This is a genomic window from Mesorhizobium sp. ORS 3428, from assembly GCF_001854785.1.
Classification (GTDB): domain Bacteria; phylum Pseudomonadota; class Alphaproteobacteria; order Rhizobiales; family Rhizobiaceae; genus Mesorhizobium.
This window is the reverse complement of record NZ_MDFL01000129.1, coordinates 55,206-67,925: the sequence shown is the minus strand read 5'-3', so window position 1 is coordinate 67,925 and position 12,720 is coordinate 55,206. Positions and strand designations below refer to the sequence as shown.

Annotated in this window: 9 protein-coding genes and 1 pseudogene; 8 read left to right on the top strand and 2 right to left on the bottom strand. The window is 56.9% G+C overall.

Annotated features, from left to right (window positions below; genetic code table 11):
• The 6 genes from ORS3428_RS22185 to ORS3428_RS22155 all read left to right on the top strand — a co-directional run.
• On the top strand, positions 1 to 907 hold a 907-nt coding region (locus ORS3428_RS22185), incomplete at its 5' end, for an acyl-CoA dehydrogenase family protein (RefSeq protein ID WP_071100436.1).
• Between the two features lie 75 nt (positions 908 to 982).
• Entirely contained in the window at positions 983 to 2,152 is a 1,170-nt protein-coding gene (locus ORS3428_RS22180) for an acyl-CoA dehydrogenase family protein (protein ID WP_071100435.1), read from the top strand.
• Between the two features lie 85 nt (positions 2,153 to 2,237).
• Complete coding sequence (locus ORS3428_RS22175) at positions 2,238 to 4,469, top strand: acetate--CoA ligase family protein (RefSeq protein ID WP_071100434.1); 2,232 nt, start codon at positions 2,238 to 2,240, stop codon at positions 4,467 to 4,469.
• Positions 4,470 to 4,567: 98 nt separating this feature from the next.
• Positions 4,568 to 5,341, top strand: a complete 774-nt coding sequence (locus tag ORS3428_RS31760; RefSeq protein WP_083355252.1) for a hypothetical protein — start codon at positions 4,568 to 4,570, stop codon at positions 5,339 to 5,341.
• A gap of 146 nt (positions 5,342 to 5,487) precedes the next feature.
• Positions 5,488 to 6,306: an enoyl-CoA hydratase-related protein gene (locus tag ORS3428_RS22165; RefSeq protein WP_071100433.1), complete on the top strand. Its 819-nt coding sequence runs from the start codon at positions 5,488 to 5,490 to the stop codon at positions 6,304 to 6,306.
• A gap of 702 nt (positions 6,307 to 7,008) precedes the next feature.
• Complete coding sequence (locus ORS3428_RS22155; RefSeq protein WP_108723129.1) at positions 7,009 to 7,809, top strand: AroM family protein; 801 nt, start codon at positions 7,009 to 7,011, stop codon at positions 7,807 to 7,809.
• A 158-nt stretch (positions 7,810 to 7,967) separates the two neighbouring features.
• Here the strand turns inward: ORS3428_RS22155 and ORS3428_RS33685 are convergent, their stop codons facing one another.
• Positions 7,968 to 8,171: a helix-turn-helix domain-containing protein gene (locus ORS3428_RS33685; RefSeq protein ID WP_071100431.1), complete on the bottom strand. Its 204-nt coding sequence runs from the start codon at positions 8,169 to 8,171 to the stop codon at positions 7,968 to 7,970.
• A gap of 292 nt (positions 8,172 to 8,463) precedes the next feature.
• On the opposite strand from ORS3428_RS33685, the gene ORS3428_RS22145 reads away from it, so the two are divergent.
• Both ORS3428_RS22145 and ORS3428_RS31750 read left to right on the top strand, forming a co-directional pair.
• Positions 8,464 to 10,008, top strand: coding sequence for an acetolactate synthase large subunit (locus ORS3428_RS22145; protein WP_071100430.1), 1,545 nt, complete (start codon positions 8,464 to 8,466; stop codon positions 10,006 to 10,008).
• A gap of 353 nt (positions 10,009 to 10,361) precedes the next feature.
• Positions 10,362 to 11,099 carry an SDR family NAD(P)-dependent oxidoreductase gene (locus ORS3428_RS31750; RefSeq protein WP_244508059.1) on the top strand — a complete coding sequence of 246 codons (738 nt, stop codon included), beginning with the start codon at positions 10,362 to 10,364 and terminating at the stop codon, positions 11,097 to 11,099.
• Positions 11,100 to 11,471: 372 nt separating this feature from the next.
• Here ORS3428_RS31750 and ORS3428_RS22140 read toward each other — a convergent pair.
• Positions 11,472 to 12,321 (bottom strand): annotated as a pseudogene (locus ORS3428_RS22140) (MaoC/PaaZ C-terminal domain-containing protein).
• Between the last annotated feature and the right edge of the window lie 399 nt (positions 12,322 to 12,720).

The window sequence follows — 12,720 nt, the reverse complement described above, 5'->3', positions numbered from 1 at the left end:
GTTTGGCACCGAGAAGCAGAAAGAATATTTCCTGCCCCGCATTGTTAATGTTGACGACTGGTGGTGCGAGGGCTTCTCCGAGCCGGACGCCGGCTCAGATCTCGCTTCACTCAAGACGCGGGCCGTGCGGGACGGTGATCACTATGTTGTCAATGGTCAGAAGATCTGGACGTCATTGGCTCAATACTCAGATTGGATATTCTGCCTGGTCAGGACCGACCCAGATGCAAAGAAACAGCTTGGTATATCTTTTCTGCTCATCGACCTTAAGACCCCAGGAGTGACGGTACGTCCGATCCAGTTGTTCGACGGCTATCACGAGGTCTGTGAAGTTTTCTTCGATAACGTGCGCGTTCCTATCGAAAATAGAGTAGGCGAGGAGAACCGCGGTTGGGAATACGCTAAGTTCGTCTTGGGAAACGGGCGAGTTACAATTGCCTGCGTAGGTCTCTCCAAGGAGCGGATCCGGCGGATCAAGGAACTTGCAGCGCGTACCCGGATAGGTGGTGAGCGGCTGATCGACTGCGCAGATTTCCGGAAGAAAGTCGCTGCGGTCGAGGTTCAGTTGAAGGCGCTCGAGATGACGCAGCTTCGCGTAGTCGCCAACTCCACGAAGCTTCAAAAGGGCGCACAAGACCCAGCGAGCTCAATCCTTAAGATCAAGGGCTCGGAGATTCAGCAGGCGACAGCGGAGCTTTTGATGGACGTGATTGGTCCCTATGCGCTCCCTTACCAATCGGAGGACGATTTCCGCCGAAAAGAGCCTCCGATCGGTCCCGAGTGGGCCGGCCCCATCGCGCCTGCCTATTTCAACGGGCGTAAGGTACCGATCTATAGCGGTTCCGACGAAATCCAGAAAAACATCATTGCCAAGGCGGTCTTGGGACTTTCGTCCAAGAGCGCTTGATGCCGAAGGTTCGCTGGATTTACGGGGCAATGGGTCAGAATGCCACCGGCGCCGCCTTTTTAGGAGATTTCTACCATGGATCTTGATCTTTCGGAGGAGCAGCGTCTCTTCAAAGACGGCATTGATCGCCTGCTAGGCGATAACTACAGCTTCGCTGACCGTCGTAAGTACCTTGGGGAGAAGCGGGGGTTTAGCGAAGCGATGTGGGCGCGCTATGCCGAGTTTGGGATTCTCGGTTTACCGTTCTCCGAGGGTAGCGGTGGTTTCGGCGGCGGTCCCGTCGAGACAATGATTGTCATGGAATCGTTCGGTAAGGCTCTGATCCTTGAGCCATATTTCACCACCGTCGTGTTGGCAGGCGGTATACTGCGTCATGGCGCAAGCCAAGCGCAGAAAAGCGAACTCATTCCGGCCATCACGSGGGGACGARCCAAGCTCGCGTTTGCCTATGCCGAGCCGCAGTCGCGCTACGACCTCTTTGACGTTGAGACGCGGGCGAAGAGAGAAGCTAACGGGTGGGTRCTGAATGGCACCAAAAGCCTGGTCCTGCATGGCGGGGCGGCTGACAAGATCATAGTTTCGGCACGAACGTCAGGACACAACCGAGACAAGAATGGGATTGGCCTTTTCTTGGTTGACGGCACTGCGCCGGGCCTGAAGCGCCGCAGCTACCCGACACAGGACGGCTTGCGAGCTGCCGAAATGACTCTGGAGGATGTCCGCATCGGCGCAGCCGACGTCATCGGCGATCCAGGAGGTGCTTTCCCAATCATCTCGCGCGTCGCGGATGAAGCCATCGCAGCCTTGTGCGCAGAGGCTGTCGGCTGCTTCGCTAAGATGCAAGCTATCACTTTGGATTATCTGAAGACGAGGAAGCAGTTCGRCACGACCATTGGCACGTTTCAAGTGCTCCAGCACCGCGCGGCCGACATGTTCATCGAACTCGAACAGTCCCGTTCTATAACCTTGTACGCCACCATGCTGGCTAGCGACGACGACGTCAGCAAGCGCGAGCGGGCCGTCTCGGCAGCCAAAGCGCAGATCGGTCAATCAGTTAAGGTGCTGGGACGGCAGGCCATCCAGCTACATGGTGGAATCGGCATGACGATGGAGTATGCCATCGGCCATTATTTCAAGCACATTACCATGATCGAAACGCTGTTCGGCGACGTTGATTACCATCTCTCCCGGCTGGCCGCGCTCGGTGGTTTGTTTGGTGAGGAAGCAATCGGACGATCAAGCTAGGAGTGCGCCGCCGGTGGGACGAGCGACCACGAGCGGCTGATGTCTAAGATCGTGCTAGTTTGGGCAGAGCGAAAGGTCGACAGGAATGCTATCTGGGGATTTGCTGCGGGGAACACACAATGCCCCCAGCGGAAAGATCGTTGCGCCTGAGGGGTTTGAAAGGCTGGACCGGCTATTCCGTCCTGAATCGATAGCGATTGTGGGAGCCTCCCAAAAAGGCGGTTTTGCGACGGACCTTCTATCCAATATCGTCAAATGGGATTTCAAAGGGAAGGTCGTCGCGGTGAATCCGCGTTACGAAGAGATTGTGGGAGTGCCATGCTTTCCCAGTCTGTCGAGCATCCCGCATCCTATCGACCTGGCAATAATCGCCATTCCTAGCAAGGCTATACCGCAAGTTCTCGAGGATTGCGAAAAGGTCGGAGTGCGAGCGATCCAGATTATCTCAAGCGGTTTCGCAGAGCAGGCGGGCGAAGGCGAACAGAAGCAGCGTTGGCTCGCCGAATGGGCCGAGCGGACGGGTATCCCTGTCGTTGGCCCGAACTGTTTTGGTCTGATGAACGCTGYCAATCGACTCATGGCAGTACCCCTGGACTTTCACAGTATGAAGACCGGGGGCGTCAGCGCGATCCTGCAAAGTGGGACGCTCGTCTATAGCTTGATCGTGCCCCTGCTATCCCGCGGCATCGGTATCGGTCGCGTGGCAACGATCGGCAACGAAGCCTGTGTCGATCTCGCGGATTTAATCGACTACTTCGTCGACGACGAGGAGACGCGCGTGATCTCTTGCTACTGCGAGCAGATCAAGCGGCCACTGGCCTTTGTCAGGGCATGYGAGCGAGCGGCCGACAAAGGCAAGCCCATTGTGATGATCAAAGTTGGTCGCTCGGAGGCCGCGCGCAGTGCGGCGCTGGCCCACACCGGAGCGATGGTGGGCTCCGATGTGGCCATCGATGCCGTTTTCAAGAAGCTGGGGGTTATCCGGGTTGATACGGTCGACGACCTCATCGAGACCACGGCTGCTCTGTCCTCCATCAAGCGGCCGAAAGGCCGACGAATAGCCGTCGCATCCTTCTCGGGCAGCGCGGYCAGTCTGCTGTCCGACTATGCTGCCTCCAACGGCATCGAGTTCCCACCATTGCCTGTAGAAGTGAAGGCAACGCTGAAAACAGTCTTCCCCGAGTTTGGCAGCCTGAGCAACCCACTCGATCTGACGGCTCAAGCCGATTATGACACACGTATAATCGATGAGTCGCTCAACACGCTTGCGACAYGCGGCGCCTATGATGTTGTTGTGTGGGCGCGCGGATTCCCCTCTTGCCTCGACATGCAGTCGGCCGTTGGCAAGGCACTAACGAGCGCGGCCGCTGCCGCCCCGGACGTTGTTTTTGCCGTTCTAAGTCTTGCCGGCGGTCACTTTCACACGGCCATTGATCCAAAGAGCGTGATGATCGAGCCGAGGGCCGATATTGACGGTCTGCCGTTCTTGCAAGGGATGGACACCGGCTTCAAAGCACTCTCTTCGCTGATCAACTATTCTGAATTTTTGCGGAGCCGGCAGCCGGACCATAAGTTATCTGAACAATACGCTCATCGAAGCGCCCGTTTTTCGGAGGCAATGAGCATCATTAACGCGGCCGAAGGCGAAATCCTGACTGAGCGCGAGGGCAAGCGTCTRCTGGCCCTCTATGATATCCCCGTCACCCGCGAAGCTTTGGCCACGAGCGCCGATGAGGCGGGACGGGTTGCGCAGGATCTCACCTTTCCGGTGGCGATGAAGATCGAATCCGCCGAGATCGTGCATAAGTCCGACGTGGGCGGCGTCGTGCTCAACATATCCACGCCCGACAACGCAGCGGGGGCATTCGGCCAGATCGTAGCGTCTGTGCGATCGCATCATCCCCAAGCAGAGATTGGCGGGGTCCTGGTGCAGAAGATGGCCGATCCAGGTGTCGAAGTAATCATCGGCGCCAATTTCGATCCACAATTCGGCCCAGTCATTGCTTTTGGCCTTGGAGGAATCTGGGTTGAAGCGCTTAGGGATGTACGCATCCTCCTGCCGCCCTACGATACAACCGATGTTCATCAAGAGATTGGGCAGTTGCGGGCAGCAAGTGTTCTGCGCGGGGCGCGTGGCGGGCCGAAGCTTGACCTTGAGAGCCTCGCTGATTGTATCGTCAAGTTTGGCCGGCTATGCTCCGACCTTGCTGAGGAGATTGCTGAGATTGACATCAACCCGGTCATTCTCTCCGCTTCCGGTAACGGCCTGACGGCAGTCGATTGTCTCATCAGGAAAATCACTCCCAAACGAGTTTGATCTCGACAGGGGTTGCCCTGGTTCAGCTGGCCTAAGACTACTTCGGCCGACGGCGAGTATCACCTCCGCGGTCGTTTACACCAACATAGGAGAAACGGGTGACAAAGGCGCTCTTCGTCAAAGCTGAGGACATGGTTTTTCGGCAAGTGCATTCCGACGCCGGTGGCCACGCGTCAAACTGTCAAGTGGTGGGCCCAGAGCTCAGCACGACCATCAATGCGGGGGTGGCGACATATGACGGCTGTTCCATCGAGCGCAAAACGAATTATGACGAGGCCGCAGTCGTACTTGATGGAACTTTGCGCATCCTGACGGGATCTTCTTACAGCCGGGTGATTGAAGCAAAGTTCGGCGATGTGATCTGGCTTACCAAGGGCACCCGACTAAAGTACGAAGGGGAGAAAGCCAAGGTGTTCTACGCGCGGAATCCTGTCGATTGGCAGATGCGCGCTGAGTCCAGCGAAGACTTCACGCCAATGAACGACGTGTATCATTTTAGAAGCACGGACATGATTTATTCGCAGATGCAGATCTATTCAGGAGGTTACGCATCTACCTGCAGTTTGGTGACTCCAGAAATCAGCAAGACGCTCGGCGCCACAATCGCGACATTTAACGGGAGCTCTGTCGATTGGACGACTGAATACGATCAGATATCGGTCGCCTTGGGCGGAGTCATGCGAATCCGAACCGGCGAAGCCTATGACTATGCCATCGAGGCGAAGCTCGGCGACGTGGTCTGGCTTCCGAAAGGGACACCCCTGAAGTATGAGGGCGACAGCGGAATAATGTTCTTTGTTCCATACCCAGTCGATTGGCGCCTTCGTGGCCAGCCGGTACGCCCGAAGCCATGGCCTGCATCAGTCAGATAGCTGATGTGACTGTCAGCTCAGGACTGCCAACATATAACAGGCACGCTGGGTCGCCTGCGTTGACTCGACAATGCATTTACGTTGCGACGTTCTGAATTGCGCTCCCAAGAGGWGCAGGGCACAAAGTACTAGGGCAAAGCGATACCATGAGACAAAAAGTGACGATTGATACGGGTACAGATGAGTTGTTGGCCGAAAGCTGCAATGGCGTTGCAGTGATAACGCTTAATCGTCCCCAGGCTCGGAATGCACTTTCTAGTCCAATGAGCGAGGCATTGGGCGAGTTAATCAACCGCCTGAATGAAGATCCCCACATACGGTCCATTATGCTCACCGGTGCGGGAACCGCTTTTTGTGCCGGCGGCRACGTAAAGGGCATGGATCAACCGACGGCTGAAATAACATTCGAACAGCGTGTGGCAGATCTTCGCGTCAAACAGCGGACAGTCTGGGGTGCGCTGGTCCGGATAAGAAAGCCAACTGTTGCAGCCATTCCAGGCCCGGCAGCGGGCGCAGGCCTGGCACTTGCGCTTGCATGCGACATTCGTATTGCGGCGCAATCAGCTATTCTGACAACGGCATATGCGCGCGTCGCCTTGTCGGGGGATTGCGGTATAGCTTGGCTGCTGACGCGATTGGTCGGATTTTCGCGCGCCAGGGAGTTGATGTTCCTGTCCGAGCGCCTTGATGCGCCGCGTGCGGAGGCGGTCGGTCTTGTCAATCGCGTGGTGCCGGACGCCGATTTGCACGAGACTGCCTTTGCGCTTGYGTCCTCACTCGCCGCGGGACCCACACTCGCGTTTGGCTGCATGAAGGATAATCTCGACCACGCTGTGACCTCTGGCTTTCTGGAGTCGATGGACTATGAGGCTGAGAATTTAGTGCGAACGGAACTGAGTCTTGACCACCAGGAGGGCGTACGGGCGTTCTCCGAGAAGCGAAAGCCAAGCTTCGCTGGACATTAACGCAATGTAACTGAGGGTTCCGCCAGAGTGGCGCCTTCCGGGCAGAGCTACCGTCGATCATAAGGACATTGCGGGTTCAAGCTGAAGTGCGACATGCGGACCCGCCGTGCCGAACTCATTCCGGCATGACGGCGCTTCCTGCCGCGAGCCACAACACGCGCCTGGGACAGGAGCCGATCCATCGTCGCTGRCTCGACATCACCAGTTTGTCGCTAAGGTCRCAATCAGATCAAGTCGGCCATGCCGCTCAAGAACCGGCAACAGGACCAGGATCAGTGGCTTCAGTTGTTTAGAGCAGAGACGGCCGGAAGCCTCCCGTAACACCACCAGCGTCTCTCGAACCTCGGCGCCACAGCAAACGGCATGTCGCCTATCGGGCGGCGGCTTTGGGTGATAGGTGATAGCCGGGTAACCGCGACGAACTCGTCCAGGACCCGCTGCTTGTCGGCCCGGCAGCTCGATCGATATCGCTCGATCATCGCCTCAACCAGTTCCGACCGCGTCGCTATACTGATCCGCGTTGCCATCTATCACCATCGAAGAAAGCCGTGAAACGCGGCTGCATGCTCAGTGGCGGGATTTTTGCGCTTATGTGCTCACCTTTGCAGGATTCATGCGTGGCATACGCATATGGTTTTCGAAACAATCATTCCAGATCGCTACAGTGGCGGGGCTCTATCAGTGAAAAGGTGATCGGCGAACATGGATGAACTTAAGGTGGGCTACGTGCCGAGGGTCCATGGGAAGCGGCTAATTCCAAGTCCAAGGCGCAATCAAGACTTCTACGGTGCGCCAGTGGGTATCTTGACTCTTGAAAGRGGCGCCTCCCAGGGCTACCGGCCTTACATTCCGGGAAGTGTCGGCAACGCAAGCACATGGAGCGTTCCCCCTCGGTACAAGACCATTGTGGGTCATGGCTATGAAGGCCTTATTGACGGCTCAGATGAAGGAGCAAAGTCGGCCGTGGTTGGCGCCGCGGTTCAACTTGAAGAAGAAGGTGCGCGACTGATTACATCCAACTGCGGCTTCATGATCCGTCACCAGGAGGATGTCCAGGCTGCCGTCAACGTCCCTGTCCTACTCTCAAGTGTGTTACTGGCACCCATTTTGTTGCAGACATTGTCGCGCGATCGATCGATCGGGATTATCACTGCAAATGGCGGTTTGCTTACTCAGGATCTATTGGAGGTCGCGGGCGTTCGGCCGCCTTTTGAAAGGGTGGTGATTGGTGGATTGGAAGCGTACCCGGCTTTCGCCACCRCATTTCTCCGAGGCGGTGGCGATCTCGATGTCGCGGCGGTTGAGGCGGAAGTCGTCGACTTGGGAGTTACTTTGATTGATAATCGTCCCGACATAGGCGTGTTTCTTTTGGAATGCTCGGAACTTCCCCCCTATGCGGCCGCAATACAGAGGGCGACCGGTTTGCCGGTCTTCGATTTCACATCATTAGTGGAGTTGTTTATTGGTGGTGTCGGGCGCAAGGAATTCATCGGAATTATATGATATCGCGTAAGGGAAGTTGCCCTTAGCGGCTTGCATCAAATGCATCCCTTTCCAACACCGTCGCAAAGCGATCAGGCCAAAATTACAAGGAAAGATGCGCTCTTCGCGGCCAGCCCTGACCGTGCCAGAATCTCAGGCTTGTAACACTCATTTGGAAGCTACGGCTTGGCGGCGGGATGGATCACGGCTGAGAAGTTCTGATCGGTCTTGTCGTAGCGAATGGAAATGCTTTCCTGCTCGGCATCGAGAAACCGACGCGTGCCGGGTCTTGCCGGGCCCTGAGGCCCACTGGCCAATCCGGCCAGGCCCTGYTCGCCGAAGCGACGGAAGATATTGAAGACGCCGGTCCGGGTCAGGCCCACCTGCGCAGCAATGGCCTAATAAGTCAGGCCGCTCTGGCGCAGACCCGCTTCACGCGCGTGGTTGGTGACGCAGGAAAACTACGGATGTCCTCAATAGGCCRCAGACTCGCGGCACTGGCTCCCGCTACGTTGCGGAAACACGGCCTCAGTGCCTTGGTAGCATTAGCGTGGCATCCGGGTGGGGCCAGCTAGCAGCACCCGAACTGCACATGACATTGGCATTTAAGTCCGGCGGCTTGCATTCTGTGCTTTCGACGGCGTTGCGCGAGTGAACAAAGCAAGGAATCGTTAAATGAACGGCGCTGAAAGTCTGGTACGGACATTAGTAGGTGGGGGAGTTGACACCTGCTTCGCGAATCCGGGCACGTCCGAGATGCACTTCGTCGCGGCCCTGGACCGTACGGAGGGGATGCGCTGCGTGCTCGTGCTTTTCGAAGGAATAGCTACTGGCGCCGCCGATGGTTACGCGCGCATGGCGGATAAGCCAGCAGCCACCCTGTTGCATCTTGGGCCGGGCTTGGCCAACGGTTTGTCCAACATGCATAATGCGAGCAAAGCGGCTACGCCGATGATAAACATCGTCGGGGACCACGCAACCTACCATCGCAAATTTGACGCACCGCTGACCTCGGACATTGAGGGTGCTGCGAAGCCGTTCTCTTCCTGGGTCCGCACTTCGGGGAACGCTAGAAGCGTTGCGGCCGATGGTGCAGCGGCAATCGCGGCAGCACGGACTCCGCCAGGGCAAGTGACAACCCTTATCCTTCCTGCTGACACCGCCTGGAACGAAGCTGAAGGGTTCGCTGATGTTCCAGAGGCTCCAAAACGGCGCCAGGTCTCGCAGGAGTGCGTCAGCAAAGCCGCAAAGGCACTCCGGTCTGGGAAACCGACCATGCTGCTGCTCGGGGGCCTGGCGCTGCGAGAGCGCGGTCTCGATCAGGCTGGCCGCATTGGCGCGAAAACTGGCGCCCAGATCATGTCACAAACCTTTGTTGGTCGCGTTGATCGCGGCGCCGGCAGGGTTCCTATTGAGCGCCTTCCTTACGCAATCGACGAAGCCCGAGCGAAGCTAGCGAGGCTTGAGCATATCATCCTAGTCGGTGCTCGGGCGCCGGTGGCCTTCTTCGCCTACCCAAAGAAGCCCAGCTTACTCACTTCAGAAAGCACCGAACTGCTGACTCTTGCGGGCGCGGATGAAGACATTTTGGAAGCGCTCGAAAGGCTTGCCGAGGAACTGGGCGCGCAATCTGAACCGACCCAGGCCGCGAAACTAGCGCCGCCCCGCTTGGCTAGTGGCGCTATTTCTGACGCCACCCTATCTCAGTCACTGGGCGCCTTGATACCAGAGAACGCTATCGTTGTTGAGGAAGCTCTTTCCACCGGGAGCGGCTTTTTTTCCGCCACTTGGAACTCTCAGCCTCACACTTGGCTCCAGAACATGGGYGGGTCAATCGGGCTTGGAATGCCAATGGCGACGGGAGCAGCCGTCGCGTGCCCCAGCCGWCCTGTGCTCAATCTTCAGGCCGATGGCAGCGCGATGTATTCAATTCAATCACTATGGACACAGGCGCGCGAAGGACTCAACGTCACCACAGTACTGTTCAACAACAAAGCTTACGCTTGCCTTCGACACGAACTGGCCAACGTCGGGGCCCAAAACGTCGGGCGCAAGGCCTTGGACATGCTCGACCTCAGTCGTCCTGACCTAGACTTCGTTGGATTGGCAAGGTCTATGGGTGTTCCGGGCGCACGGGTGACTACTATGGACCAATTCAATGTTGAGGTGGCACGAGGACTTAYTACGCCGGGGCCATATTTGGTGGAAGTGATCTTGTAATTGTATCCAGGCTGGAGTGACGAGTGGGAGGGCCCGCTTTCGGTGCCCGTCCTGCGCCGGCCCTGTGCGGCGCGAGGAGCGATGTCGTCGAGATCGATCGGTCTGGCGCGATTTGATGCACGGTGGGGCAGTATGGCCAATTGCCTCGCGCGGGACGGCCAGGAATTGTGTGCATGAGAGCGGTTTCGTCAGGACTGTCACGAATTCTGTGCGGGGGGCCAAACCTGGTGTCGTTAATAGCACAGCGCCAGAAATCGCCGGTGGCCCGGCGGCCGCCGACGAAGGGAATGCAAACCCGTTGCGTTTGGCCTGAGTCTCATACGCGAGCGTTCAAATGAATAAGGAAGAATGCAGTGAAAGGTAAGCTAGCGCTCGTAACAGGGGCGGCGGCGGGGATTGGAGCCGCCAGTGGTGCTGTGCTAGGGCGTCGCGGTGCCAAAGTGATATTTGCCGATATTAACGCGGAAAGAGCGTCAGAGCGGGCCTACGAATTGACGCAGCAGGGACTTCAGGCTTGTTCCCTGTCTCTAGATGTCACAGACCGCCGTGCATGCCAGCAAGCAGCTCTAAAAGTACGCGAAGAACACGGCCCGATTTCTATTCTAGTGAACAACGCCGGTATCAATGGGAACTCACATCTCGGTTCAGGTGCTTTCGAGCGAGATTGGGACCGATGTATTAGTACCAATTTGACCGGAATCGTGAATGTTACTAGATCTTTTTTGGAAGATCTGAAATTAACTAAAGGTACGATTGTCAATATGGCATCTATCCTGAGCTTTGTCGGCGGTATTGACCACTTGGGCTACACAGCATCAAAAGGGGGCGTCAGATCACTTACCCAAGCGATGTGTCGTGAGCTCGCTCCATTCGACATACGGRTGAACGCAGTTGCGCCGGGATATGTGGATACTTCAATGGGAGGAAAGGGAAACGTGGACGTTGAAAACTGGCTCGGATTCCATTGCCCTATGAAGCGTCATGGGCGCCCCGAGGAGATAGCGAATGCCGTTTCGTTTCTATGCTCCGACGATGCCAGCTATATAACGGGTACGACGCTGACCGTGGATGGCGGCTTCCTTGCTGTCTGACAGTAGGAAGCTCTGGCGTGGATCCGGATTCGCGCGCGTTGACGGTTGAGGGTTGCGAACCTGGCCTTCAAGCAGACAATTCGGTCGAATKGCCGGGCCAGCAGACCCGGCTCTGGATCAGAGTTTGGCGCGGCGCTGCGGTTCGATGAAGCTATCGAGGGCAATGGATCTGTTTTTTGTCTGTGCCGACATTGCACTTTGCGACCGCAGTCTGCCATGAGGAAATGGTGGGGTTCGGCGTGTTTTTTAGCGACGCGGGATAACACTTGCATGCCAACTTCTCCGCTACCGCGATGGAATGCGCGCGGCATTGTCGGATCGGCATGTAACGATTCGCCCATTGATGGTTTTGGCAGCTGGTGCCGCGAATAATTAGCCGAGCACGGTCATGCCGTTTTTGACCACAGTGACGTCGCGCGCCCTTACCTTGGCTTCGAAGGAGATTACGTTGTCGTCCTTCCATATCGCCAGAGTTACAGTATCACCAGGATAGACCGGTGAGGAGAACCGCGCTGCATGCCGCCGGAAAGCGCTCGGATCGTAATCGGCATACGTCTGCAAAATCGCACGACAGGTAATTCCAAAGGTGCACATGCCGTGCAGGATTGGTTTGGGAAATCCTAGGCGCTTTGCGTATTCTGGATCTGAATGCAGCGGATGTCGGTCACCGCAGAGACGATAAATAAGGGCTTGGTCGGGGCGCGTGCTGATTTCAACAATCCGATCGGGCCTGCGAGTGGGCATCTGACGTGGCTTTGGTTGACCATCTTGTCCGCCAAAGCCACCGTCGCCTGCTGCAAAGTACGAGGTCACTAATGTCGCCAGCGGCACGCCGCCACTGCTTCTCAGCACGCTCTCAAWTGACTGCACCCTTGTCTCGGCCTTTGTCATGGACCCCAATTACGGAAGAGTCAGCGGTGATATCTGCCGTGGCCGTGAACGTGTTGTGAAATGTGATATCGCGTTCACCGTCAAAGGCAATTGAGTCGAGATTCAGCTTTCCGGGTTCAGCAAAGCCGGCAGCCACGGAGGCAAATGTCGGCACAACCTTTAGAGCCCGTGGCCGAGCTGCCTCCTCGTTGACGAAGGCGAGTTCGTTTTCGTTTGTTGGATCGGCGCCCATGCCGATGGCAAGAGCGTAAAGAATCACGTCCCGATCGCAGTAGCTATGTCTCTGGCCTAAATTCTTCAAAGCCATCAGCCGACCATAATCGATGGGCATTGATCTCTCCCCGCACAGAACGTTGGGCCCAACGACTTCCTGACCCATGCTCGGCCACTTGTGTTTAGCCGAGGTCGCCGGCGATGTTTCTAGACATTCCTCAAAGCCGAAGCGTTCAATTGCGGCCATTTCCCGATTGCTTATACCCGCCAAACGGCCCGGTATGGCCAAGGGGCGCGCCTTGCAAAACGCTCGCGGTAGGTTATTGACCCTTTGATGCCGCTGGTCTGCGAAAAGCAGGATGGTTGCGCGGCCATGCTGCGTAGAATCGCRAGGTAGTATCGATTTCCATTTCGGTACGGCCGCTCGGCGATTGACGAGGTTAATGATGCGTCGAAATTGCTGTGCTAATCACAGCCGCCAAAGTTGCACGCGCTGAACACTGGATGGCTCCCAGCA